Source organism: Gaiella sp. (assembly GCF_039915195.1).
In the GTDB taxonomy this organism is placed as follows: Bacteria; Actinomycetota; Thermoleophilia; order Gaiellales; family Gaiellaceae; genus Gaiella.
In genome coordinates, this window is record NZ_JBDSNT010000105.1 from 1 (window position 1) to 22566 (window position 22566).

Annotated in this window: 24 protein-coding genes and 1 tRNA gene; 18 read left to right on the forward strand and 7 right to left on the reverse strand. The window is 66.8% G+C overall.

Annotation, left to right across the window (positions count from 1 at the left end):
- Positions 1–147: 147 nt before the first annotated feature.
- Positions 148–221 (forward strand) — tRNA-Ile (locus ABIR74_RS10275).
- A gap of 95 nt (positions 222–316) precedes the next feature.
- Here ABIR74_RS10275 and ABIR74_RS10280 read toward each other — a convergent pair.
- A complete protein-coding gene (locus ABIR74_RS10280; RefSeq protein ID WP_348177727.1) occupies positions 317–595 on the reverse strand; it encodes a hypothetical protein in 279 nt (92 codons plus the stop codon).
- Positions 596–840: 245 nt separating this feature from the next.
- Here ABIR74_RS10280 and ABIR74_RS10285 point away from each other — a divergent pair, with 245 nt between their 5' ends.
- The 8 genes from ABIR74_RS10285 (at position 841) to ABIR74_RS10320 (ending at position 6313) form a co-directional block, all read left to right on the forward strand.
- Complete coding sequence (locus tag ABIR74_RS10285; protein ID WP_348177729.1) at positions 841–1464, forward strand: hypothetical protein; 624 nt, start codon at positions 841–843, stop codon at positions 1462–1464.
- A gap of 74 nt (positions 1465–1538) precedes the next feature.
- The gene (gene pdxS, locus ABIR74_RS10290; protein WP_348177731.1) at positions 1539–2423 is read left to right on the forward strand and encodes a pyridoxal 5'-phosphate synthase lyase subunit PdxS; all 885 of its coding nucleotides are present in this window, start codon (positions 1539–1541) and stop codon (positions 2421–2423) included.
- Between the two features lie 79 nt (positions 2424–2502).
- Positions 2503–3057, forward strand: a complete 555-nt coding sequence (gene pdxT / locus ABIR74_RS10295) for a pyridoxal 5'-phosphate synthase glutaminase subunit PdxT (RefSeq protein ID WP_348177733.1) — start codon at positions 2503–2505, stop codon at positions 3055–3057.
- On the forward strand, positions 3044–3811 hold the full coding sequence (locus ABIR74_RS10300; protein ID WP_348177735.1) for a YebC/PmpR family DNA-binding transcriptional regulator: 768 nt from the start codon (positions 3044–3046) through the stop codon (positions 3809–3811). Before pdxT ends, ABIR74_RS10300 begins: the two co-directional genes overlap by 14 nt.
- Positions 3812–3853: 42 nt before the next feature.
- Entirely contained in the window at positions 3854–4342 is a 489-nt protein-coding gene (gene ruvC, locus ABIR74_RS10305) for a crossover junction endodeoxyribonuclease RuvC (RefSeq protein ID WP_348177737.1), read from the forward strand.
- The gene (gene ruvA / locus ABIR74_RS10310) at positions 4339–4911 is read left to right on the forward strand and encodes a Holliday junction branch migration protein RuvA (protein ID WP_348177739.1); all 573 of its coding nucleotides are present in this window, start codon (positions 4339–4341) and stop codon (positions 4909–4911) included. Before ruvC ends, ruvA begins: the two co-directional genes overlap by 4 nt.
- A 65-nt stretch (positions 4912–4976) precedes the next feature.
- Positions 4977–5984, forward strand: a complete 1008-nt coding sequence (gene ruvB, locus ABIR74_RS10315; RefSeq protein ID WP_348177743.1) for a Holliday junction branch migration DNA helicase RuvB — start codon at positions 4977–4979, stop codon at positions 5982–5984.
- 2 nt (positions 5985–5986) lie between these two features.
- Positions 5987–6313, forward strand: a complete 327-nt coding sequence (locus tag ABIR74_RS10320; protein WP_348177746.1) for a hypothetical protein — start codon at positions 5987–5989, stop codon at positions 6311–6313.
- Here ABIR74_RS10320 and ABIR74_RS10325 read toward each other — a convergent pair.
- The gene (locus ABIR74_RS10325; protein WP_348177748.1) at positions 6303–6764 is read right to left on the reverse strand and encodes a hypothetical protein; all 462 of its coding nucleotides are present in this window, start codon (positions 6762–6764) and stop codon (positions 6303–6305) included. The two genes, ABIR74_RS10320 and ABIR74_RS10325, sit on opposite strands and share 11 nt — an antisense overlap.
- Before the next feature lie 23 nt (positions 6765–6787).
- Between ABIR74_RS10325 and ABIR74_RS10330 the strand changes: the two genes are divergently transcribed.
- The 3 genes from ABIR74_RS10330 (at position 6788) to ABIR74_RS10340 (ending at position 11334) form a co-directional block, all read left to right on the forward strand.
- Positions 6788–7003, forward strand: coding sequence for a hypothetical protein (locus ABIR74_RS10330; RefSeq protein ID WP_348177750.1), 216 nt, complete (start codon positions 6788–6790; stop codon positions 7001–7003).
- A gap of 42 nt (positions 7004–7045) precedes the next feature.
- A complete protein-coding gene (gene recJ, locus ABIR74_RS10335) occupies positions 7046–8923 on the forward strand; it encodes a single-stranded-DNA-specific exonuclease RecJ (RefSeq protein ID WP_348177752.1) in 1878 nt (625 codons plus the stop codon).
- A gap of 203 nt (positions 8924–9126) precedes the next feature.
- The gene (locus ABIR74_RS10340; RefSeq protein ID WP_348177754.1) at positions 9127–11334 is read left to right on the forward strand and encodes a bifunctional (p)ppGpp synthetase/guanosine-3',5'-bis(diphosphate) 3'-pyrophosphohydrolase; all 2208 of its coding nucleotides are present in this window, start codon (positions 9127–9129) and stop codon (positions 11332–11334) included.
- Between the two features lie 480 nt (positions 11335–11814).
- On the opposite strand, the gene ABIR74_RS10345 is transcribed toward ABIR74_RS10340, so the two are convergent.
- From ABIR74_RS10345 to ABIR74_RS10360, 4 genes are all read right to left on the reverse strand, one after another.
- A complete protein-coding gene (locus tag ABIR74_RS10345) occupies positions 11815–12273 on the reverse strand; it encodes a thioesterase family protein (protein WP_348177756.1) in 459 nt (152 codons plus the stop codon).
- Positions 12274–12276: 3 nt separating this feature from the next.
- The gene (locus ABIR74_RS10350; protein WP_348177758.1) at positions 12277–13623 is read right to left on the reverse strand and encodes a phosphomannomutase/phosphoglucomutase; all 1347 of its coding nucleotides are present in this window, start codon (positions 13621–13623) and stop codon (positions 12277–12279) included.
- A 71-nt stretch (positions 13624–13694) separates the two neighbouring features.
- Complete coding sequence (gene ppk2 / locus ABIR74_RS10355; protein ID WP_348177760.1) at positions 13695–14519, reverse strand: polyphosphate kinase 2; 825 nt, start codon at positions 14517–14519, stop codon at positions 13695–13697.
- 51 nt (positions 14520–14570) lie between these two features.
- Complete coding sequence (locus tag ABIR74_RS10360) at positions 14571–15191, reverse strand: TetR/AcrR family transcriptional regulator (protein ID WP_348177762.1); 621 nt, start codon at positions 15189–15191, stop codon at positions 14571–14573.
- Positions 15192–15289: 98 nt separating this feature from the next.
- Here ABIR74_RS10360 and ABIR74_RS10365 point away from each other — a divergent pair, with 98 nt between their 5' ends.
- Positions 15290–17443, forward strand: a complete 2154-nt coding sequence (locus tag ABIR74_RS10365) for an alpha/beta fold hydrolase (protein WP_348177764.1) — start codon at positions 15290–15292, stop codon at positions 17441–17443.
- On the opposite strand, the gene ABIR74_RS10370 is transcribed toward ABIR74_RS10365, so the two are convergent.
- Positions 17440–18255 (reverse strand): TIM barrel protein, encoded by an 816-nt coding sequence (locus ABIR74_RS10370; RefSeq protein ID WP_348177766.1) that lies wholly within the window; start codon positions 18253–18255, stop codon positions 17440–17442. The two genes, ABIR74_RS10365 and ABIR74_RS10370, sit on opposite strands and share 4 nt — an antisense overlap.
- Before the next feature lie 45 nt (positions 18256–18300).
- On the opposite strand from ABIR74_RS10370, the gene ABIR74_RS10375 reads away from it, so the two are divergent.
- The 5 genes from ABIR74_RS10375 (at position 18301) to ABIR74_RS10395 (ending at position 22556) form a co-directional block, all read left to right on the forward strand.
- Positions 18301–18537 carry a hypothetical protein gene (locus tag ABIR74_RS10375; RefSeq protein ID WP_348177768.1) on the forward strand — a complete coding sequence of 79 codons (237 nt, stop codon included), beginning with the start codon at positions 18301–18303 and terminating at the stop codon, positions 18535–18537.
- Between the two features lie 70 nt (positions 18538–18607).
- The gene (locus ABIR74_RS10380; RefSeq protein ID WP_348177770.1) at positions 18608–19015 is read left to right on the forward strand and encodes a cytochrome c maturation protein CcmE; all 408 of its coding nucleotides are present in this window, start codon (positions 18608–18610) and stop codon (positions 19013–19015) included.
- 13 nt (positions 19016–19028) lie between these two features.
- Positions 19029–21035, forward strand: coding sequence for a heme lyase CcmF/NrfE family subunit (locus ABIR74_RS10385; RefSeq protein WP_348177772.1), 2007 nt, complete (start codon positions 19029–19031; stop codon positions 21033–21035).
- A complete protein-coding gene (locus ABIR74_RS10390; protein ID WP_348177774.1) occupies positions 21032–21334 on the forward strand; it encodes a hypothetical protein in 303 nt (100 codons plus the stop codon). The genes ABIR74_RS10385 and ABIR74_RS10390 overlap by 4 nt, the downstream gene beginning before the upstream one ends.
- 25 nt (positions 21335–21359) lie before the next feature.
- On the forward strand, positions 21360–22556 hold the full coding sequence (locus ABIR74_RS10395) for a peptidoglycan DD-metalloendopeptidase family protein (protein WP_348177776.1): 1197 nt from the start codon (positions 21360–21362) through the stop codon (positions 22554–22556).
- Positions 22557–22566: the final 10 nt, after the last annotated feature.

The window sequence follows — 22566 nt, forward strand, 5'->3', positions numbered from 1 at the left end:
GCTGTGCGCAGCTGCACTTCACGCTGGAACGTCTTCAACAGCCCCGCCCCTTCCCGTCATGTCCGCGACCGGGGTCGCGCTTGTGACGGCATTGTGACATTCCCGTGAGGAGCCGGGAGGGTTGAACCCGTTAGGCTCGGTGACGGCGGGCCCGTAGCTCAGCTGGTTAGAGCAGCCGACTCATAATCGGTAGGTCCCTGGTTCGAGTCCAGGCGGGCCCATTTTGCCGCTTCGCCCGCTTCGCGGCTGCGCCGCTGTGCTTTCCGCTCGCTCTGACGGAAGGGGGCCGTGCGTGGCTCGAGTCCGATCGGCTTCATCAGGAACTAGGGGTCGATCCGGATGGCACTCCGGGCTTAGAAACGGGCAGACACGTCGGACGCGGCCCCGGACGTGCGATCGGCGGCTTGCGACGAGCAGCGCGTTCGCGCAACGTCTGCTCGAGATCGGCGATCGTGCCGACGATCTCGTCGAGGGCACGGCGCTCGCCGCGCGGGTCGGAGAGTCGCTGCTTGGCGAGGAACCGGCGCGCCTCATCCTGATGGCGGCGGCTCGTCTGCCAGCGCTCGAGCAGACGGTCGTCGATCTGAGCGGTCATCTGATCTCTATCGGCAGATTCGCAGCAACCGCTGAGCCCGTCGACACCGAAGCCTGCCGCCGAGTGGAAAAGAGAGGGCCGGAAGCCCGCAAGCGAGCTCCCGGCCCCCGACGGCGCAACCCCGGGGGGCAGGCGGTTTCCACCTGTGGGGAGAGGAGTCGCGCCGAGCCAGTCGTATCTGTCTCACATCGCAACAGAAATTGCGAGTGGTTCCCCGCACGTTCTCGAAAGGAAAAGTTCGCAAAATGGACATCTCGAAGGTTTCACACGGCATCAAGATCGTGCTCGGCGGGTCGATTGCGTTTCTGATCGTCTCGATCTTCAACTGGCAGCAGATCGACTTCGAGGGCATCTCGGTCTCGGCCGGCGTCAGCATGTGGCACGGCTGGGGCGTACTCGCCGGCCTCCTCGCGATCGTGATCGTCGTGTGGGAAGGACTGCGCCTCGCGAACGTCAAGCTCGAGATCGGGTTGACCCCCGCCATGGTGACGGCCGCGCTCGCCATCCTGATGCTGTTCTTCACGGTGCTCAAGTTCCTCGTCAGCAACGAGTTCCGCACCATTTGGGCGTGGATCGGACTTCTGCTTGCGATCGCCGTAGCGGTCGGCGCCTTCATGAACATGAAGGCACTCGGGCATTCGCTCGAGGACATGGGGAACGAGATGAAGGCCGCTGCCGGCAGTGCAGCTGCCGCGGCGAAATCGGCAACCGACAAGGGTGACGACGCTCCGGACGCGCCCAGGGCGCCTGAAGCACCAGCAGCCCCCGCTGCCCCGGCAGCTCCCGAGGCTCCGGCACCTCCCGCTGCCCCGGCAGCTCCTGAGGCTCCTGCCGCAGACGACGAGCAGCGCTCCTCGCCTCCCGTCTGATCACTCCTCCCGTCTGATCGCGCGCGCGTCCGCCCCTGCAGCCGCAGGGGCGGACGCCCCGCTACACTCCGCGTATGGCTGAAACCGGCACCATGCGCGTCAAGAGCGGCCTCGCCGAGATGCTCAAGGGCGGCGTGATCATGGACGTCGTCAACGCCGAGCAGGCGGTGATCGCGGAGAACGCGGGTGCATGCGCGGTCATGGCACTCGAGCGCGTTCCGGCCGACATCCGGCGGGACGGCGGGGTCGCACGCATGTCCGATCCGGGGATGATCCGCGAGATCCAGGAGGCCGTCTCGGTCCCGGTTATGGCCAAATGCCGGATCGGCCACTTCGCGGAGGCCCAGATCCTGGAGGCGCTCGAGGTCGACTACATCGACGAGTCGGAAGTTCTGACGCCTGCCGACATCGAGCATCACGTCGACAAGTGGGGCTTCACCGTCCCGTTTGTCTGCGGCGCGACGAACCTTGGCGAGGCACTCCGGCGGATCAGCGAGGGGGCGGCGATGATCCGCACCAAGGGCGAGGCCGGAACCGGCGACGTCGTCAACGCGGTTACGCACATGCGGGCCGTCTTCGGCGGGATCCGGCGGCTCCAGTCTCTGCGGAGCGACGAGCTCTTTGCCGAAGCCAAGAACTTGCAGGCGCCGTACGACCTCGTGCGCTGGGTTGCCGAGAACGGCCGGCTTCCCGTCGTCACCTTCACCGCCGGTGGGATTGCAACGCCCGCCGATGCCTCGCTCTGCATGCAGCTCGGCGCCGACGGCGTCTTCGTCGGGTCGGGCATCTTCAAGTCGGGCGATCCCGACCTGCGGGCCAAGGCGATCGTCGAGGCGACGACGCACTTCCAGGACGCGAAGATCCTCGCCGCGGTCTCGACCGGACTCGGAGAGCCGATGGTCGGCATCTCGTCCGCGTCGCTCGCAGACAGCGAGCGCCTCGAAGTTCGCGGCTGGTAGCAGCAGAAAGCCGCAGATCGCTTGGCGGCGGGCGGCCCTCAGCCCGTCTCCCGGGCCAGACCGTGCCTACACTAGCCCCGTGAAGATCGGTGTTCTTGCGCTCCAGGGCGCGTTTCGTGAGCACGTCGACGTACTGCGCCGACTGGGCGTCGACGCCGAGGAGATCCGCCTGCCCGAGCAGCTCGAAGGCCTGGACGGGCTCGTGATTCCCGGTGGGGAGTCGACGACGATGATGCGCCTCATGGGCCTCTACGGGCTCGACGACGCGATCAGGGCGTTCGACGAACCGATCTTCGGTACGTGTGCCGGAATGATCGTGCTCGACCGCGAACGACTCGGCCTGATCGATCTCCGGGTCGAGCGCAACGCGTTCGGCCGTCAGGTGGCGAGCTTCGAGGCGCCGGTCGAGATCGAAGGCGAGGCAGAGCCCTTCACCGGCGTCTTCATCCGCGCTCCCTGGGTTGCCGCTGCGGGGCCAGGCGTCGCTATCCTCGCCGAGGTCGACGGCCACCCGGTACTCGCACGGGAGGGGCGCATCCTCGTCGCTTCGTTTCACCCGGAGCTGACCGACGACACGCGGGTGCACGAACGGTTTCTGGAGATCGTCCGGGAGGAGCAGGGTGTCAGGGCATAGCAAGTGGTCGACGATCAAACACAAGAAGGGCGCGGCCGACGCCAAGCGCGGTCAGCTCTTCACGAAGCTGTCGCGCGCGATCATGGTCGCGGCAAAGGACGGCGGCACCGATCCGGCAACGAACATGTCGCTCGCCAACGCGATCGACAAGGCGCGCTCGTACTCCATGCCGAAGGACAACATCGACCGGGCGATCGCGAAGGGAGCGGGCGAGGGGTCCGACGGAACCACGTTCGAGACGGTCGTCTACGAGGGGTACGGACCTGAGGGTGTCGCCGTCATCGTCGAAGCGCTGACCGACAACCGCAACCGCACCGCCGCCGACGTACGTCACCTGTTCTCGAAGCACGGTGGAAACCTCGGTGCGACGGGCGCCGTTGCGTGGCAGTTCGAGCGCCGCGGCGTGGTGCTCGTCTCCGCCGAGGGCGTCGACGAAGACGAGCTGTTCCTCGCCGTCGCGGACGCCGGTGCCGACAACGTCGAGCGCGACGGCTCGGTATTCCAGGTCTCGAGCGCACCGGAGCAGCTCTTGACCGTGCGGGAAGCCGTCGACACAGCCGGGTTCGCGATCGAGTCGGCCGAGCTCTCGATGGTGCCCAAGGTGACGGTCGCGATCGGCGATGAGTCGACCGCGAAGAAGGTCGTGCGCCTCGTGGAGGGACTCGAGGAGAACGACGACGTTCAGGACGTCTACGCAAACTTCGACATCCACGAGAGCTTGCTGGAGGTCGTTACCGCGTACCCGGGAGGCTGACCAGGCCCTGTCACCGTCCGTCCGGGTCCCTACCCTTCGACCGTGAAGGTTCTAGGCATCGACCCAGGGACGGCTGCATGCGGCTACGGGATCGTCCACGAAAACGGCGGGCGGGTCACGTCACTCGCGTCCGGCTGCTGGACGACAAGCGCTCGGGAGCGTCCCGAGCTTCGGCTGCGGGTGATCTTCGAGGGAGTGCGGGCGGTCATCGCGGAGCACGCGCCGGACGCCGTCGCGCTCGAGGAGTCGTATGTGGGAGCCGACGCCCGCATCGCGCTCTTCGTCGGGCAGGCGCGCGGCGCCGCCATGGTCGCCGCCGCCACGGCGGGCGTCGAGTGCACTGAATATGCACCCTCGCGTGTGAAGCAGTCGATCTGCGGGCATGGGCGCGCCGACAAGGGGCAGATGCAACGGATGGTCAAGAGGCTCCTCGCACTCGACGAGATCCCGGCGACCTCGCACGAGGCCGACGCCCTCGCCGTCGCGATCTGCCATGCGCTGATGCCGCCGCTCGCCCGGATGGCATCGTGATCGGCCGACTTCGAGGCACACCTGCGGGGCGCAGCTCGGACGGACTGCTCCTCGACGTCAGCGGCGTCGGGTACCTCGTCGCAGCGACACCCGGCGTCATGCGCCGTGCAGAAGGTGGGGGCGAGATCACGGTCGACACGTTCCTCCACGTCCGCGAGGACACGTTGCAGCTCTACGGATTCGCCGACGGGTCAGAGCGTGAGCTCTTCACGCAGCTGCTCACGGTGAGCGGGATCGGACCTAAGGTTGCGCTTGCCGTCGTCTCCGGCTCGCCGGCCGCCGAGCTCCGTCGGGCGATACTCCTCGAGGATCATGCGCGCTTCCAGGTAATCCCTGGGATCGGGAAGAAGACGGCCGAGCGAATCGTGCTCGAGCTCAAGGACAAGGTCGCGTTCGCAGGCGATGACCAGATGGCTCCGGTCGGTGAGGAGGCGCCCGCGCATCTCGACGCGCGTGACGCGCTCGTCGAGCTCGGGTACTCGGTACTCGAGGCCGAGCAGCGACTCGCCGACGTCGATCCCGACCTGCCGCCGGCAGAACGGGTTCGGCTTGCGCTCCGTGCCGCGTAGCGCGGGAGCTCGGCTCAGATCTGACCAGCGTAGACCTCATCCGGGGTCTGGCCTAGTCTGTCCCTGTGAGCGATCGCATCACAACCGCCGTGCTGGACCCCGAGGACGACGAGGTCGAACGCTCTCTGCGGCCCCGGAGGCTCGACGATTTCGTCGGCCAGGAGCGGATCAAGGAACAGCTCGGCATCGCGCTCGACGCCGCCAAGGGCCGCGACGAGGCCCTCGACCACGTCTTGCTCGCCGGCCCTCCCGGACTCGGCAAGACGACGCTCGCGCAGATCATCCGAGAGGAGCTCGGCGTCGGCTTGCGCACGGTCGCAGGTCCGGCGCTCGAGAAGAAGGACATCGCAGCGATCCTCACGGCGATCGAGCCGCGCGATGTGCTCTTCATCGACGAGATCCACCGGCTCAACCGTGCGGCCGAGGAGATCCTGTATCCGGCGCTCGAGGACTTTCGTCTCGACATCATCTTCGGACAGGGGGCGGCGGCCCGAACGCTCACGATCGATCTGCCGCCGTTCACGCTCGTCGGTGCTACAACCCGGTCCGGCCTGCTGACGACGCCGTTGCGCGACCGCTTTGGGATGACGTTCCGGCTCGGCTACTACGAGTCGGGCCAACTGGGGACGATAGTCCGTCGCTCGGCATCGATTCTCGCCGTCGAGATCGAGGACGACGCCGCCGACGAGATCGCGGGGCGTTCACGCGGAACGCCGCGGATCGCGAACCGCATCCTGCGGCGTGTCCGCGACGTCGCCGAGGTGCGCCACGCGGGGAAGATTACGAACGAGATCGCGCGTGAGGCGCTCGATCTCCTCGAAGTCGACGGGCTCGGCCTGGAGCGTATCGACCGCGAGTTGCTCCGCTCGATCGCCGAGAAGTTCGACGGTGGCCCCGTCGGTCTCTCGACCCTCGCGGTCTCGCTCGGCGAGGAGCCAGACACGATCGAGGAGGTCTACGAGCCGTTTCTCCTGCAGCTCGGCTTCATCCAGCGCACGCCACGCGGGCGGACGATCACGGCGCTCGGTAGGGCGCACGTCGGGGCCGTGCGCGTGGACGGGAGCCTCTTCTAGCCGTGCCGGAGCTGTGGACACCCGGCATGACGGCTCCGCTCGAGGAGTTCGTCTCGCGCATCGTGCGACGGATCGAGGCGTTCCGCGTCGACCACGGTCTCGACCGCGCCGACGTCAGCGTCGAGCTCGTGGACGGATCCCTCCACCGCCTCGCCTCGATCTCGTCCGATCCCGGCTTCGGCTTCGTCACGCTGTGCCCGCACTGCGAGGCAGGCGAGCCCGAGGAGCTGATCGTGCCGCTCGGGTCGATCCGAGAGATCAGAATCGCAGCGGTCGAGGACGAGCAACGGCTCGGCTTCGCTCCGCCGGCGGAAACGCCTAGCGCTTGAACTGCAGCGCGCGCCAGCTCGGCGTCGGCGCAAGCTCGAGCAAAGCGCGACCGCCTTCGGGGTCGGCGTAGCCGAAGTCACCGGTCGTCTCGTCGAACGTCACCTCGAGCAGGTTTTCCTTGACACGATGGTCGAGGTACGCGCCGCGGAACACGAGCTTACGGAGCCAGTAGACGAGCGACTCTCCGTCGTTCAGCGACAGACGCTCCCAGTGGCGCATCAGGTACTTGCCGAGGGCGCTACGCGGCTCCTCGATGCGGCTCTCGGCTGCGAGTTCCACGAGATCGAAAGCCTCGTCCTCGTCGAGGTCACTGTCCCGAACGAGATCGAGCTTCACGGCAGCGGCCGTCACGCGCTCCCGGAAGTCATCAGCTCCGAACGCGAAGCGGTAGCCGAGGAACTCGAGCACGTAGTCGTCGCCGGATGTGTAGTTCAGCTCGCCCTGAGGCATGCCAACAAAGCTACCCTCAGCACGTGAACTGGCGGCTGACGATCCCGATGACCGCCATCGTTCTCGTGATCTGGCTCGTCGGCGCTGCCGTGACGAAGTACACGCTCGAGCAGATGGCGTTCCTTGCTCCCGTTGCCGTTGTCGTCGTCGGAGCAACGATCGGGATCGTGATGCTCTGGGTCAAGATCGTTAGGCAGTCGCGCGAGGACAGCCGCGCGAGGCGTGACGCCGCGTCCTGAGTGGTTCCTCCTGCCGTCCGGGCCGGGACCTATCGTGGTTCCATGATGGCGAGTTGGAAGCTCGAGTCGGTTTCGTACCCTGATGTCAGGGCGTTGACCGACGCACTAGGGGTCTCCGAGACGGTCGCGAGCGTGCTCGTGCGGCGCGGACTCGCAGATCCTGTGGCCGCCAAGGCGTTTCTCGATCCCGAGGGGATCTCGCACGATCCACTCCTCCTCGGAGACATGACCGCTGGTGTTGCGCGGCTTCGGCTGGCGGTCGAACGGGGTGAGCGGATCTGCGTTCACGGCGACTACGACGTCGACGGGATCTGTGCCACTGCCCTCGCGATGCTGATCCTACGGGAGCTCGGCGCCGACGTCTCGTGGCACCTCCCGAGCCGGTTCGAGGAAGGCTACGGCGTCTCCGTGGCGACCGTCGCACGCCTTGCCGAGGAGGGCGTGAAGCTCATCCTCACCGTCGACTGCGGGATCACTGCAGTCGCCGAAGTCGCGGAGGCACGGCGCCTCGGCGTCGACGTGATCATCACCGATCATCACCGTCCCGGCGAGACGCTCCCGGACTGCCCCATCGTGGCCACGCGCCCGTCCGCGTACCCGTTTCCCGAGCTCTGCGGCACCGGGGTCGTCGCCAAACTGGGCCAGGCCCTCCTTGGCCCGGAGCACCCGGTACTCGCCCGCCACGCCGACCTGATCGCGCTCGCGACGATCGCCGATGTGGTTCCCCTCGTCGACGAGAACCGAGCGCTCACATCGGCAGGCCTGCGAGGCCTGTCTCGCACGCAGAAGCCGGGGCTCGCGGCGTTGATGCGCGTCGCGGGCGTCGACCCGGCGACGATCGACGCTACTGCGGTTGCCTTCCGACTCGCGCCGCGCATCAACGCTGCGGGGCGCCTCGGGCGGCCCGACGTGGCACTGCACCTCGTTCTCACCGGTGATGCTCGCGAGGCCGACCTCCTGGCCAACGAGCTCGAAAGCCTCAACCGCGACCGCCAGGCGGTCGAGGACAGAATTCTTCGTGAAGCGGTCGCGACCGTCGAAGCCTGGTCGCCCGATCGACGCAGCCGTCGTGCATACGTCGTCTGGGGGGAGGGATGGCACGAGGGAGTGATCGGGATCGTTGCCTCACGGCTCGTGGAGCGCTTCGGCCGTCCGGTCGTGCTCATCGCGGGCGAGGGCGACCGCTGGAAAGGCTCCGGCCGCTCCGTGCCGACGTTCGACCTTCACGCCGGGCTCGCCGCCTGCGCTGCCCACCTCGAACGGTTCGGTGGCCATCGCGCGGCAGCAGGGCTATCGATAGCACCGGATCAGCTCGAGCCGTTCGCCCGAGCATTCTCCGCGTATGCCGACGGAGTACTTGGTGACGAGGATCTCGTGTCGGAGACGCGCATCGACGCGATCGTGCCGGCGCTCGCACTCACACTCGACCTCGCGCGGGAGATCGAACAGCTCGCGCCGTTCGGGCTCGGGAATCCCGACGTGACATTGCTCGTGGCCGACTGCGAGGCGGTCGGCGCGTCAACCGTCGGCGACGGGAAGCACCTACGCTTCAGGGTGCGCCAGCAGGGGCGGGACGCGGGAAGCGCCATCGCCTTCGGACTCGGCGGCCAGCTCGACCGGATGCGGGTCGGCTCGCACTTCGACGTCGCATTCCGGCTGAAGCAGAACCGCTGGAACGGAACGGTCGCGCCGCAGCTCGTCGTGCGGCGGATCTTCGACACAGACGAAGCGTACGGCGAGCTCCGCAACTGGCTCGCCGGGCTCTGGCGTGCCGGCGACACGGCCTGGACGCCCGAGGCCCGGCGGATCTTCTCGGAGCTGTCGATCGAGGGCGGCGGCAAGCGGCAGCTGCTCGAATCTCCCACCTTCAGGGAGCTCCTCGCCCATGGTGCGCCGCTCAGTCTTCCTCAGGCCGCCTGAGCGCCTCAGCGCCCCGCATGGAGGCCGCGGCGCGGCGAGCGCGCTATCGACCGCTCGATCTCCGCGAGGAGCCGAAGCACGCGGCGGCGTTCGACGTATCTTCGGAGGAAGCCCATGGCTTCAGTTCTTTCGGCAGATCTACCCTGGCTCCTGTCACCCGAATGGGGCCGGGACGGTCCCGATCCCCTCAGTAGACTGAGACCATGGCTGTCGTCGATGCAGAACGCCACCAGGATGACCTCGTCAGCGAGTTGATCGCAAGCGTCGAGGCCTACAACCCTGGCGTGGACAAGGAACTGATCCACCGCGCCTTCAGCGAGGCGGAGCAGGCGCACAGAGGTCAGGTGCGACGATCTGGCGAGCCGTTCGTCAACCATCCCCTCGGCGTAGCGATGATCTGCTCGCAGTTGCATCTCGATGCCCAGACGATCGCGGCTGCGCTCCTCCACGATGTGATCGAGGACACCGAGACCGACGTCGACGAGGTCCGTGCGTCATTCGGGCCCGAGATCTCCCAGCTCGTCGAGGGGGTCACGAAGCTGACGCGGATCAGCTTCCAGAGCCGCGAGCAGGCAGACGCCGAGAACTACCGCAAGATGATCGTCGCTATGGCCGAGGACGTCCGGGTGATCCTGATCAAGCTGGCCGACCGGCTGCACAACATGCGGACGATCGAGTACCTCGGGAAGCAGAAGCAGGTGCAGAAAGCCAAGGAGACACTCGAGGTGTACGCGCCGCTCGCACACCGCCTCGGCATTCACGCGGTCAAGTGGGAGCTCGAAGATCTCTCATTCGAGATCCTCCATCCGCGCAAGTATGCCGAGATCAAGGCGATGGTCGCAGACCGTCGCGCCGACCGGGAGGCGCAGGTCGAGACGGCAGCGGGCAAGCTGAAGGACGATCTCGAGAAGGCCGACATTTCCGCCGATATCTCCGGGCGCGCGAAGCACTTCTACTCGATCTACGACAAGATGGCCAAGAAAGGCCGCGAGTTCAACGAGATCTACGACCTCACGGCGATGCGGGTCCTGATCGAGCGGGGTGGTGACGAGGGAACGCGCGATTGCTACGCGGCGCTCGGCATCATCCACGCGCTCTGGAAGCCGATGCCGGGGCGGTTCAAGGACTTCATCGCGATGCCCAAGCTCAACCGCTATCGGTCGCTGCACACGACGGTGATCGGTCCGAACGGGAGCCCGCTCGAGATTCAGGTGCGTACCCGCGAGATGCACGAGGAGGCGGAGTTCGGCGTTGCCGCACACTGGCTGTACAAGCGCGGTCGGCCCTCGTCGAAGGGGGACGACGAGTGGGTCGCATGGGTGAAGACGCTGATGGACTGGCAGGGAGACGACCAGGACGCGGCCGAGTACATGCGGACGCTGCGCACCGACCTGTTCGACGACGAGGTGTACGTCTTCACGCCGAAGGGCGAGGTGAAGACGCTTCCGGCCGGCGGAACGCCGATCGACTTCGCCTACGCCGTCCACACGGACGTTGGGCACAACACGGTGGGCGCCAAGGTGAACGGCCGCATCGTCCCGCTCCACTACAAGCTCAAGAACGGCGACTTCGTCGAGATCCTGACGACGAAGTCCGGACGTGGGCCGTCACGCGACTGGATGTCGGTCGCCGCCTCGTCACGTGCGCGCAGCCGGATCCGCCAGTGGTTCCAGCGCGAGACGAAGGGCGAGACGGAAGCGAAGGGGCGCGAGGCGCTCGATCACGCCCTGAAGGCGCAGAACCTGCCGTACCGCAAGCTGCAAGGGTCGGCCGTTCTCGCCCAGGTGATCCGCGACCTCGGATTCAAGAAGGCCGAGGACTTCTACCTCGCGGTCGGCTCCGGGAAGCTCGGTACGGGCCAGGTGGTCAACAAGGTTCTGCAGCGTCTCAAGACCGACCAGGTCGCCGAGGAGCCGGCGATCACGCTGAAGGCGCCGAAGGCGCGCTCGACGGTTGCGGGGGAGAGCCTCGGCATCGTCGTCCAGGGCGTCGACGACGTCCTGCTGCGCCTCGCAAAATGCTGCACACCGGTGCCGGGTGACGAGATCCGCGGCTACATCTCGCTCGGACGCGGAATCACGATTCACCGGTCTGACTGCCCGAACGTGAAGGCACTGATGCGCAATCCCGAACGGTTCACGCCGGTCGAATGGGAAGGGAACGCAAAGACGAGCTTCCGCGTGCAGATCGCCGTCGAGGCCTGGGACAGGGCTCGATTGCTCGAGGACGTCGCACGGACATTCTCCGAGCACGGAGCGAACATTGTCGCCTACGGAGGAACGGTGGAGGACGGCATGGCGAAGAACTGGTATACCGCGGAACTCGGCGACGTCAACGACCTCCGCTCGCTGCTGTCCGCGTTACGGCAGCTCAACGCCGTGTTCGACGCGTATCGCGTGACGCCGGGATAGGGCGAGGTGTATCCGCGGTGGAAGAGCGTACCGCGGATTCACCTCCCCCTATCCCGGCCGATGCTTTCTGCCACGCTTCGCGTGGATCCTGAAGGGGGCCGCCCGCGACCCACTTTGAGAGAGTTGCTTGGCGACTGCTTTGGGCGCTCGAAGGGGGAGGTATATCCGCTGTGGAAGAGCGTACCGCGGATTCACCTCCCCCTATCCCGGCCGATGCTTTCTGCCACGCTTCGCGTGGATCCTGAAGGGGGCCGCCCCGCCTGGACGCTTCAGCCTGGCGGCGACGCCGGGCCGCGGCGAGTTTGGATCGGCGATACACCCGCTGTGTCGCAGTGGAGCCTGCGCAGCGCCCCTCGAACGAGGGATTGCGTCACCCTTCCGGGTGCCTACAACTGTGACAAGGGGAGAGGGGTCATGTTGCTGCGGCCGTCCGGTTCGCCGGACGGCCGCGCAACGGACATCGGAACGGAGCCCGGTCGCTCACTCTGCGACGTCGCCGAGCTCGAAGCTCCGCACCGTCTCGCGAACCGTTTCCGGGATCGGAAGTGGGGCACGGGCGACGGGATCGATCAGCACGAGCGTCTGGCTTCCCGTCACCATCAACTCGTCGTCGGTCAAGCTGACGGCCGCCACCTCATACGTGACGCTGGTTCGGCCAAGCCTGCTGACACGGACGAAGCACTCGAGAAGATCGTCGAACCGTGCCGGCGCGTGATACTCGACGTTCGACGCGCGCATGACGTACTCCGCGCCGTCGACGCCGAGCGAGCCGAGATGCCGGTGGTATTCCGTGCGCGCGTGGTCGAAGTAGGGGAGGTAGCGGCCGTAGTAGACAACTCCTTGCGCATCCGTGTCCGAGAACCAGACCCTCGTCAGCGCCGAGTACTTGAACGGTGGCCGCCGGTCGGTGATGCGGCCGAGCTCGAGGGGGTCGCTCACGCGTCAGCCCTGGATCAGGGCGACGAGCTCGTCTCGACGCGCAGCCATCTCACTCTCGGTGAGCGCTTCGAGGTTGAGGCGGAGTAGTGGCTCGGTGTTCGAGGGGCGCACGTTGAAGTGCCACGTGTCGAAGTCGACCGAGACTCCATCGAGATGCGAGACGCGCCCGCCTTCAGCCGAATAGCGCTCCTCGATCTCCTGGAGCTTCAGTTGCACATCCGACACCGGCGTGTTGATCTCACCCGTAATGAAGTATCGCTCGCGGAACGGGCGCAGGATCTCGGAGAGCTTCGCGCCCCGTGCCGAGATGAGCTCGAGCATGAGGAGAAACGGGACGACCCCTGTGTCGGCCTGGGTGAAGTCGCGGAAGTAGTAGTGCGCCGAGACCTCGCCGGCGAAGATCGCATGCTCCTCGCGCATCCGGTGCTTGATGTACGCGTGCCCGACGCGGTTCACGAGCGCATTCCCGCCCGCCGCCTCGATTGTTCGCGGAACGGCCCAGCTCGCCCGCACGTCGTAGAGAACCGTTCCACCGGGGCTCTTCCCGAGCATTACCTCGGCTAGAAGCGCAGTGACGAAGTCACCGGGGACGAACTCACCGGAGTCGTCGACGAAGAAGCACCGATCTGCGTCACCGTCGTACGCGACACCGAGATCGGCACCCTCCTCGCGTGTCTTCGCAACGATGAACTCCCGATTCGCCTCGAGCAGCGGGTTCGGCTCGTGATTCGGGAACGTCCCGTCCGGGTCGAAGTAGCACCGGACGACCTCGACCTGGGGGAGGCGCTCGAGAACGGGCGGCAGCATCGTGCCGGCCATTCCGTTCGCGGCGTCGACGACGATGCGCAGGGGGCTAATCGCCTCGAGGTCGACGAACGACAGCACCTTCTCCACGAAGCCCGGCCACACGTCGAGTGGCGTGATCTCGCCGCGCCGCGCTACTGGCCCAAAGCCCGCCTGAGCGGCCGCAAGGATGTCCATCAGGCCGGAGTCGCCCCCGACCGGAAGGGCTCCACCTCGCACGATCTTCATCCCCGTGTACTGCTTGGGGTTGTGAGACGCCGTGACGCAGATCCCTCCGTCGAGGCCCAGCTCGCCGACGGCGTAATAGACCATCTCCGTTCCGACCATCCCGAGGTCGCGGACGTCTGCGCCGCCGTCTGCCGCGCCCTCCATCACCGCGGCGGTCATGGTCGGGGCCGACACCCTCATGTCGCGGCCGACGGCGATCGCCGCGGGCTGAAAGTGCTCGACGTAGGCTCGCCCGATCGCGTATGCGCCTTTCTCGTCGAGCTCGGAGCCGTACAGACCACGCACGTCGTATGCCTTGAAGGCGCTCGGGTTCAACACGTAGCCCATCGTATTGAAGGTTCGCCGGTCCGGGAGCGGGGGCTGGCGAGATCGAGCGGAACGCCGCGAAATCAGCGAGCGACGAGTCCCGCGGCGTGGTCTGGAACGTACGTCATCGTCGATCGATCAGGGCGGACATAGCCCGTGTCGACCTGTCGCACCGGCAACTCACGCATCGGCGCGTCAATCGGTTCATACGGAACCTTCGAGAGCAGGTGTGCGATGCAGTTGAGCCGCGCGTTCCTCTTCACATCCGCCTCGACGACCCACCACGGCGAGATGTCCGTGTCGGTGTGGACGAACATCTCGTCCTTCGCGCGTGAGAAGTCGACGAAGCGCTTCCGTGACTCGATATCGACGTCGCTCAGCTTCCAGCGGCGGGTCGGATCTGTCATGCGGGCCTGGAAGCGCCGCTCCTGTTCCTCGTCGCTGACCGAGAACCAATACTTGACCAAGGTGATCCCGTCCTCGATCAGCATGTTCTCGAACGGGGGGCACTGGCGCAGGAACCGGTGATGCTCCTCGGGCGAACAGAAGCCCATGACCTTCTCGACGCCCGCGCGGTTGTACCAGCTTCGGTCGAAGAGGACGATCTCGCCGGCCGCAGGTAGGTGCGCGATGTACCGCTGGAAGTACCACTGCGCTCGCTCGCGCTCGGATGGCGCCTGCAGCGCGGCGATCCGGCAGAAGCGGGGATTGAGGCGCTCCTGGATCCGCTTGATGGCGCCGCCCTTCCCGGCCGCGTCGCGGCCCTCGAAGATCACAGCGACCCTCGTACCCGAGGCACGGATCCAGTCGAGCATGAGAGCGAGCTCGATCTGGAGCCGTTGCAGCTCCTGCTCGTACTGCGCCCTCGTGATCCTGGGTGCTGCTTTCTCGCGATTGGGACGCGCCATCGCCTGCGAGGCTACAGCAGTTGTTCCCCTTGAAGGTCGATCCGTGGCTCTCTACGCTTTCTCGAACCGCTCGATGCAATCGCCGATCGCCGCCAGGAGCTCGCGATGCCCACGAAGATCCTGGCCTTGGTCGGCGAGGATGTGCGTCTCCAGCCCGTGGTAGACGATCGCGACCATGTTGGCGAGCGAATGTGCCGGAAGCGGGAGGGGGCGACCGTGCTCGCGCGCCCAGGTGTCGATCGTCTCCTCGATCAATGCGACCCAGCCGTCGACCGATACGCGCCAGCGCTCGGCGAGCTCCGGGTCGCAGAGGCCGGCCGCCCAGAGCTCCCACAACATCCGCACGTAGCCCGATGCGAGATCCTCCTCGAAGTACGCTGCTGCGGCTCGCCAACGGTCAGCGAGAGTGCCGTCGCCGGAGAAGAGCTCACGCTGCCGCTCGAGGAGACGGTCGTTCTCCCGCTCGAGCACGGCAGTGAGGAGTCCGGCGCGCGACCCGAAGTGATAGTGGACGAGCGACAGGGGAACGTCGGCGGCTCCTGCGACAGCCCTCGTCGAGGCGGCCGCGTACCCGACGCGCCCTATCAGGTTGGCTGCGGCATCGAGAATCGACTCACGCTTGTCGACTCCCCGGGCGCGGCGCCCGTCGGTTCGCCCCTCCGTATTTGACACGGCCCGACTGTATCAGTTATAAAGTCGGTCGACCGACCAATTGACTCGGGAAGCGATGAACGTGCGACAATCGACGATGCTGGTGGAGGAGGGACGGGATGAGCGTGCTGGGTGCCGGAGCGACAGGAATGAACGTGCCTGATCTCTCGCGCGCCGTCCAGCCGCTCACGTCAGGCGTCGTCGACGTGGACGGCGTCGAGATCGCCTGGGAGGTCTTCGGTGAGGGAGAGCACACGCTGCTCTTCATGCCGCCGTGGGCGATCGTTCACTCACGCTTCTGGAAGGCGCAGATCGCGACGATGGCGCGCTCCTACCGGGTCGTCAGCCACGACGGGCGCGGAAACGGGCGATCCGGCCGTCCAGCGACGAGCGCGGAGTACGTCGATCGCGTCAAGGTCGGCGACTCCGTCGCAGTCCTCGATGCGACCGAAACCGAAGAGTGCCTCGCAGTCGTCCACTGCGGCTCGGCAGGGACGGGACTCCGGCTTGCTGCCGAGTATCCCCACCGTGTCCGTGCCATGGTCTCGATCGCGCCGTCGTTGCCGCTGTCCCCGCCGCTTCCCGAGCGCGTCGGATTCCCGTTGCGCGCACGGGCCGAGCGATACGAGGACTGGGGCAAGGCGAACGTTCACTACTGGGCGAGCGAGGGAGGCTACGACGACTATCTCCAGTTCTTCTTCGGTCACTGCTTCCCGGAGCCCCACTCCACAAAGCAGATCGACGACTGCGTCGCGTGGGGGCATGAGATCGGGCCCGAGACGCTTGCGACGCTGATGGATGCGGCGGGGACGACGCGAGACGAGGCACTCGAACTGCTCGGCCGTATCACATGCCCTGTCCTGTTCGTCCAGGGCACCGAGGACGAGATCACCCCACCCGATCGCGGTGCCGCGATGCACGCCGCGCTCCCCGGCTCGGAGCTCGCCGTCTTCGACGGTTGTGGGCACGGCCTCAATGCACGCGACCCGATCCGCTTCAACCTGTTGCTTCGCGACTACGCCGACCGGGTCTTCGGCGCACGAACGAGCTTCTCGTTCCGTCGGGCACTGACCCGTTCACCGCGCGCGCTCCTCGTCAGTTCCCCCATCGGCCTCGGCCATGCGTGGCGCGACGTCGCGATAGCCGAAGAACTTCGAAGGCTTCGCCCCGGGCTCGAGATCGAGTGGCTTGCGCAGGACCCCGTGACGCAGGTGCTCGAAGCGTGTGGCGAGACGATCCATCCCGCCTCGTCGATGCTTGCCGGCGAATCCGCGCACATCACGGCGACATCGTCGGGGCATGAGCTTCCGGTCTTTCAGGCCTGGCGCGAGATGGACGAGATCCTCGTCGCGAACTTCATGCTCTTCCATGACGTGGCGCGCGACGGCCGCTACGACCTCTGGATCGGAGACGAGGCGTGGGAGGTCGACTACTTCCTCCACGAGAACCCCGAGCTCAAGTCGGCGACGTATTGCTTCCTCACCGACTTCGTGGGGTGGTTGCCGATGCCGGAGGGCGGCGCGCGGGAGGTCGAGCTGACGGCGGACTACAACGCCGAGATGATCCGCCAGATCGAGCGCTTTCCGGGAGTTCGCGATCTGGCGCTCTTCGTCGGCGACCCCGACGACATCGTGCCGGAGCGGTTCGGCGCCGGGCTGCCGGAGATCCGGTCATGGACGGAGGAGCATTTCGACTTCACCGGGTACGTGCTCCCGGCGCACCAGGCGACCCTCCCGCCGAGGGACGTTCTGCGAGCCGAGTTCGAGTGGACGCCCGAGGAGACCGTCCTCGTCGTCGCGGTCGGCGGCTCGGGCGTCGGCTCGGATCTGCTCGCGAGAGCGATCGAGGCACACGTTCTGCTCACATCGCGGGTCGACCGACTCCGCACGATCCTCATCGCGGGCCCACGCATCGACGGGTCGGCGTTCGAAGTCCCGAGCGGTGTCGAGCTGCTTCCCTACGTCCATGCGGCGGGGCGCATGCTCGCTGCGTCGGACGTGGCCCTCGTTCAGGGAGGTCTCACGACGACGATGGAGCTCGTTGCTGCCGGTCGGCCGTTCGTCAGCGTCCCTCTGCGCCGTCACTTCGAGCAGAACGGCCACGTCGCCTATCGGCTCCGGCGCTACGGCCACGCGAGCCAGGTCGAAGCCGACGCGTCTCCGGCGCACCTCGCCGATGCGCTTGCCTCGGCCCTCCGAACCCCGACGTCCTACCTGCCGGTTCGCACCGACGGCGCGCGGCGCGCGGCGGAGGCGATAGCCGCCCTCCTCTAGGACGTCAGGACAGCGCGAATCGCCTGGCTCGACGCCTCGTCGGGTGATTCCGAGATCACTGTCGCCGGACGATCGAAGCGCGCGAGTGCCTCCCGTAGCGGGTCGGCGCGGAGCGTGCCCTCTCCGTAGGGCAGATGGTGCTTCTCGTTGCGGTTTGCGTACGCGATGTCGGAGAAGTGGATGTGGAATGGTGTCCCCGGCGCGAGGACGTCGTCCACAGCCGCGAGTGCCTCGACGAAGAGGCTCGGCTCGAGGTAGGCGCCGTCGCTCGTCGCGTGCAGGTGCGCGAAGTCGAGCACCGGCCGCACCCAGCCCGTGTGGCGCGAGATCTCCACGACATCGTCGAGCGAGCCAAGATCCCGAACGCGGCCCATCACCTCGATGCCGAATGGGACGGCCCGGTTCTTCCCTTCCAGGCGGGCGCGCAGCGTACCGAGCTGTTCGACGACCGAAGCGATCGCGTCCTCGCGCGTCCGACCAAGGAGGAACCCCGGGTGGAAGACAACGACCTCGGCACCGCATGCTGCCGCGATCCCGGCGCTGCGGTCGAGCGCACCGACCGCGGAGGAGAACTTGCGGCCCGACGCCTCGAGATGGCCCATGAAGCCAAAGAGCGGTGCATGGACGGAAAGCGCGATATCGGCGTCCCGCGCCGCCTCGCCCAGCTGCGCGGCCCACGGATAGTCCATCCAGAACCCGCCCTCGAAGTCGATCTCGCAGGCGTCGTAGCCCAGCGCGAGCAGCGTCTCGACGGCCCGGTGGGGGTCGTCGCGGACGGGGATACCAGGCAGACCTACGCGAATTCGTGCCATTTGCGGGAACTCTATGTCGTCCGACGTGCTTCGTACTCTTGAGCCATGGATCAGCCCACGCGGATCGACCTTCTCGAGCTCGACATCGACCTTCGCCTCGCCGACCTCTGGCGCGAGGCCGCCGACGTGACTGAGTGGAATCTCGAGGTCGTTTCGGCGTTCATGCGCGCCTCCTACGGGAAGGGCTACTGCGACGCCTTCACGGAGGACTCGCCCGGTGCGCTGTGCCACGACCACGGGTACGAGATCCCGGGTCGACGGCAGTCCGTCCGCGCCGCCTAGTTTCATTAACCCTAGTTTCATTAAGAGGTTGGTCAGGTCGCGTGGCCGCCGCCGCGGGTATCCTCAGGGGGTGGCCAGGAAGCGCTCTCCGGCGCGGCTCGTTATCGCCCTCTCGATAGCGGCGGTGCTCGCCGTGTTCCTTCTCTACACCTCGATCGCTGGTGGTGGTACGCCGTCGTTCACGCCGAGCGAGTTGGCCGCCCAGACCGGCCCCGTCTCCCTGGTGGGCCAGGTCGTCGGCAAGCCGACGGGCGATGCGAACGAGGAGGGCCTGCGGTTTCGGCTCCGTGATGTGAAGGATCCGTCGAGTCCAACCGTGCTTGTCATCTACAAGGGAAGCGTGCCCGATCTCTTCGCACCGGGCCGGGATCTCGTCGTCGAAGGCGAGCTGCAAAACGGCAGGTTCGTTGCGACGCCGGGGACGATGGTGACCAAGTGCCCGTCGAAGTACACGGCGATCAAACCGTCTGATCAGTAGGGGGGACCTCTAGATGGCTGATCTCGGTCGGGCAGCGCTCCTCATCACGCTCGGCCTCTGCCTGTACGCGTGCGTCGTCGGGACCGTGGCCGCGATCACGCGTCGGCGCAGGCTTGCGATGTCGGCCCGCAACGCCCTCATCGCCTCCTTCGGCTCGACGCTGATTGCTGCCGGCATCCTCGTGGCCGGATTCGTTCGCAACGACTATTCGCTCGTGTACGTCGCCGAGCACTCGAGCCGCTCGCTGGGTGGGATCTACAAGGTCTCCGCGCTCTGGGGCGGCCAGGAGGGCTCGCTCCTGCTCTGGCTCCTCATTCTTACGGGCTACGCCGCGCTCGCCGTCTGGGTCAACCGCAACCGCACGCGTGATCTCGTCGTCTGGGTGACGCCGGTACTCGGAGGCATCTCCGTCGGGTTCGCGTTTCTTCTCGTCCTCGTAGCGACGCCGTTCGCGACGCAGGTCGCGCCGGTCGACGGCGCCGGACTGAACCCGAGTCTCCAGAATCCGTACATGATGTCCCACCCGCCGTTCCTCTACCTCGGGTACGTCGGCCTTGCTGTGCCGTTCGCCTTCGCGATGGGAGCGCTGCTCTCCGGGCGCACCGACGAGCGCTGGATCGTCGCGACGCGACGCTGGACGCTGATCGCTTGGACCGCGCTCGGGATTGGCCAGCTTCTCGGCTCGCACTGGGCCTATCTCGAGGTCGGCTGGGGTGGCTTCTACGCCTGGGATCCGGTCGAGAACGCCGCCCTGATGCCGTTTCTCGCAGCCACCGCGTTCCTCCACTCCGTGATGATCCAGGAGAAGCGCGGAATGCTGAAAGTCTGGAACATGATTCTCGTCTCGCTTGCCTTCTGCCTCTCGATCTTCGGCACGTTCCTGACGCGGTCGGGGGTCGTGAACTCGATCCACTCGTTCTCGCAGAGCTCGATCGGCGCCTGGTTTCTCGCGTTCATCGTGATCGCCGTCGTCTTCTCGACGGTGATGATCATCTGGCGGCTGCCGCTCCTGCGGTCGACGACGAGGCTCGAGTCGCTCATCTCTCGCGAGGCGGTCTTTCTCTACAACAACCTGCTCCTCGTCGCGCTCTGCCTGACCATTCTCTGGGGCGTTGCCTGGCCGATCCTTTCCGAAGCGGTGCGGGGGGACTCCGTCGTTGTCGGCCCACCGTACTTCAACTTCTTCCTTCGTATCTTCGGGCTCCCGCTGCTCCTGCTGATGGGCGTCGGCCCGTTGATCGCATGGCGGCGAGCTTCGCTGCGTGGCCTCGGCCGGACGTTCCTCTGGCCCGCCTCGGTCGCTGTCGCGACCGGCCTCGTGCTGCTGCTCCTCGGGGCCGGGTCGTCGACTCCAGGGCTGATCGCCTACACGTTCTCGGCCTTTGTTCTTGCAGCGATAGGGCTCGAGTTCGTGCGGGGAACCAAGGCGCGTCGAGCGCTCGCGAGCGAGTCTTGGCCCGTGGCATTCGGCTCCCTGGTCGGTCGCAACCGTCGCCGCTACGGGGGATACATCGTCCACGTCGCAATCGTCCTCTTCGCGATCGGTGTCGCCGGAGCGAGCGCGTACGACTCGGTCGTCGAAGGCCGCCTGGCAAAGGGGGAGGCGCTCACGGTGTCCGGATACACGGTGCGGTATGTCGGGCTCAGCGAGCGACAGACCGATCATGCGACCGAGGTGCGGGCGAAGCTGGCGGTCAGCAAGGGCGGCGAGAGCCTCGGTTCCCTCGAAGCCGGTAAGAACTCGTACAAGATCGCCGGTCCCGATCCACAGGTGTCGTCGGAGGTCGGTGTCCGCACCGACTATCTCACAGGCGAGGATCTCTTCGTCATCCCCGGGACGATCTACAGCGACGGCAGCGTCTACTTCAGAATCTTCGTCAAGCCGCTCGTCAACCTCCTCTGGCTCTCAGGGCTCATCTTCTTCCTCGGGACGATCATCGCGCTCTGGCCCGATGCGCGCGAGCAGCGGCGACTTGCCGTTCGCTACGAGGAGGCCGGCAGCCCCGTCCGTGGCCGGTGAGTATCGCTATCGCCCTCAGCGCGATCCTCGGCGTCGTATGTGTCGTTCTCGTGGCCTTGCCGTACCTCCGCGAGCCCGAGCCCGTTTCCGACGAGCTCGAGGAGATGACACCGGAACGTCAGCGACGGCTTGCACTCGCAGAGGAGCGCGATCGCGCCCTTTCGGCATTGAAGGAGATCGAGGCCGACCATCGCGCCGGGCGGGTCAGCGACGAGGACTACCGCGCGTCGATCGGTGAGCTACGGCGAGAGGCGGCGAGTGCCCTCCGAGCGCTCGATGGGGAGAATGGGAAGGTCTAGTACCCGACGGCGCGAATGCGTCCGTATGGTCCGCCTGTCGGTTGTCCTTGGTGTGCTCGCGGCCGTGATGCTGCTCGCGGGAACCGCAACGGGTGATCCAGGTGCCGAGAAGTCGGGAGTTGACGCCCGTCTCGGAGAGGCTCGCGAGAAGGCAGAGCAGGCGGCCAGGTCGGCGAAGCTTCTCACGACCGAGGTGAGTAGGCTCAGTCAGGCTGCACGCTCGGCGGAGGCGGCCCTCGCGGGTGAGCAGGCTCGGGTTACGGCGCTCGAGGCGTCTCTCGCAGCCGAGCAGGCTCGCCTCACGCAACTGGGACGCGAAGTAGATGCACAGAACGCGCGACTCGCAGTCCTCGGCCAGCAATACCGGGCGGCACTTCGTGTTCTCGAGAAGCATGTCCGCGCGATCTATCTGTCGGACTCCCCCGATCTCATCTCGTTCGCCGTCGGAGCCACGTCGTTCGGCGAGCTCATCAACAACCTTGATCTTCTCGATCGAATCGGGAAGCAGGACCAGCGGATCGCCGGAGCGTTCGACGCGGCCCGCATCGAGCTCGCACGGGCACGGGCATCGACGCTTCGCATGGAGCGCGAGGTCGCACGATCCGTATCGGTCATAGCAGCGCGAACCGCGGCTCAGCGCGAAGCACGCGATCTCGTTGCCTCGAGGCGGAGCGCGCTCGTGGCCGCCGAGAGCGACAAGGCGCAGGCGCTCGAGGGCGCACGTGAGGATCGCGCCACGTTCATCGCAGAGGCGGAGGCGCTCGCGGCCCAGAGTGCTGCGCTCGCGGCGAAGATCCAGGCCTTGCAGGCCGCCATTCCAGCGGCGACGTCACCCTCGCCCACGGCTCCTTCGTCAGGGGCAACGCTTGCCTGGCCCGTGTCGGGGCCTGTGACGAGCGGCTTCGGCCCTCGGTGGGGCAGGATGCACGAGGGCATCGACATCGCCGTCGGCACCGGGACACCGGTTGGCGCGGCCGCGGCAGGCACGGTGATCCACGCGGGGTGGCTCGGCGGCTACGGGAATCTCGTGGTGATCGATCACGGAGGCGGACTTTCGACCGCGTACGCGCACAACTCGAGCCTCGTCGTCGGTGAGGGAACCGCCGTGAGCGCCGGGACCGTGGTCGCCCTCTCGGGGAACACCGGCAACTCGTCCGGGCCCCACGTGCACTTCGAGGTCCGGATGAATGGCGCGGCGGTGGATCCGCTTCGGTATCTGTAGGCCGGACGCG

Bases quoted from the DNA above. Each gene is read 5' to 3' on its own strand.
- ABIR74_RS10280 (WP_348177727.1), bottom strand. From the start codon at position 595: ATGACCGCTCAGATCGACGACCGTCTGCTCGAGCGCTGGCAGACGAGC.
- ABIR74_RS10285 (WP_348177729.1), top strand. From the start codon at position 841: ATGGACATCTCGAAGGTTTCACACGGCATCAAGATCGTGCTCGGCGGG.
- pdxS (WP_348177731.1), top strand. From the start codon at position 1,539: ATGGCTGAAACCGGCACCATGCGCGTCAAGAGCGGCCTCGCCGAGATG.
- ABIR74_RS10325 (WP_348177748.1), bottom strand. From the start codon at position 6,764: ATGCCTCAGGGCGAGCTGAACTACACATCCGGCGACGACTACGTGCTC.
- recJ (WP_348177752.1), top strand. From the start codon at position 7,046: ATGATGGCGAGTTGGAAGCTCGAGTCGGTTTCGTACCCTGATGTCAGG.
- ABIR74_RS10340 (WP_348177754.1), top strand. From the start codon at position 9,127: ATGGCTGTCGTCGATGCAGAACGCCACCAGGATGACCTCGTCAGCGAG.
- ppk2 (WP_348177760.1), bottom strand. From the start codon at position 14,519: ATGGCGCGTCCCAATCGCGAGAAAGCAGCACCCAGGATCACGAGGGCG.
- ABIR74_RS10365 (WP_348177764.1), top strand. From the start codon at position 15,290: ATGAGCGTGCTGGGTGCCGGAGCGACAGGAATGAACGTGCCTGATCTC.
- ABIR74_RS10370 (WP_348177766.1), bottom strand. From the start codon at position 18,255: ATGGCACGAATTCGCGTAGGTCTGCCTGGTATCCCCGTCCGCGACGAC.
- ABIR74_RS10375 (WP_348177768.1), top strand. From the start codon at position 18,301: ATGGATCAGCCCACGCGGATCGACCTTCTCGAGCTCGACATCGACCTT.
- ABIR74_RS10385 (WP_348177772.1), top strand. From the start codon at position 19,029: ATGGCTGATCTCGGTCGGGCAGCGCTCCTCATCACGCTCGGCCTCTGC.
- ABIR74_RS10395 (WP_348177776.1), top strand. From the start codon at position 21,360: ATGGTCCGCCTGTCGGTTGTCCTTGGTGTGCTCGCGGCCGTGATGCTG.